General features: G+C 46.4%; 2 protein-coding genes. Both read left to right on the top strand.

The annotated features are described in order from the left end of the window. On the top strand, nucleotides 1–160 hold a 160-nt coding region (locus EYY67_RS24290; protein ID WP_165498004.1), incomplete at its 5' end, for a dTDP-4-dehydrorhamnose 3,5-epimerase family protein. Then, a partial coding sequence (gene rfbD / locus EYY67_RS24285) for a dTDP-4-dehydrorhamnose reductase (protein WP_131694609.1) occupies nucleotides 157–882 on the top strand: 726 nt, incomplete at its 3' end. The genes EYY67_RS24290 and rfbD, both read left to right, overlap by 4 nt.

The following is an 882-nucleotide window of genomic DNA, read 5'->3' as shown; positions in this document are numbered from 1 at the left end:
CGCTGATTTCGAATACAAATGCACTGAGTTTTATAGCCCGGGTCATGAAAAATGTTTGCTTTGGAATGATCCGGATATCGGCGTTAACTGGCCTGTCGATGCTCCTGTGCTATCAGCGAAAGATAAATTAGGGATGAGATTGAAGGAGCTGGCGCAATGAAAATTTTGCTGACTGGATCCGATGGGCAATTAGGTCTCTGTTTTCAGGATCGAATGCCTGCCACCTGGCAAATTCTGCCCACAGATTCAGCTCAACTGGATATCACCAGCCAGGAAAAAGTGCTTTCATGCGTGCGCGATTTTTGCCCGGATATTATCGTGAATGCGGCTGCATATACAGCAGTGGATAAAGCCGAGAGTGAGAGTGAACTGGCTGCCTTAGTCAATGTTAAAGGGCCAGAGAATCTGGCCCTTGCTGCAAAAGAAGTGGGGGCGGTGTTATTTCATGTCTCAACCGATTACGTTTTCGATGGCTCCGGTAAAACGCCTTATCTGGAAACGGACGCAACAAACCCGCTGAGTATCTATGGTCAAACTAAACTTAACGGCGAACGGGCTGTTTTCGATATTTTGCCAGCGGCAGTAGTGATTCGCACTGCCTGGGTATTCAGTGAATACGGCAATAATTTTGTCAAAACCATGCTGCGCCTGAGCGATAATTTCGAGGAGTTACGGATAATCGATGATCAAAGAGGATGCCCGACTTATGCCGGGGATATCGCGCAGGCAATTATTACGATGATTGATAATAAGCCTCTGGGAGGTCTCTATAATTTTTGTGGGGACAAAGAGGTTTCGTGGTACGAATTCGCAAAAAAAATTTTTGAGAAAGCCTATGAGCATGGAAAGATTCGGGCGATTCCTGGCATGAAAGCTATCGGC

It is taken from the genome of Rahnella victoriana, assembly GCF_004330295.1.
In the GTDB taxonomy this organism is placed as follows: domain Bacteria; phylum Pseudomonadota; class Gammaproteobacteria; order Enterobacterales; family Enterobacteriaceae; genus Rahnella; species Rahnella victoriana.
Note: the sequence above shows the minus strand (reverse complement) of the source record. Positions and strands in the feature narration are given on the sequence as shown.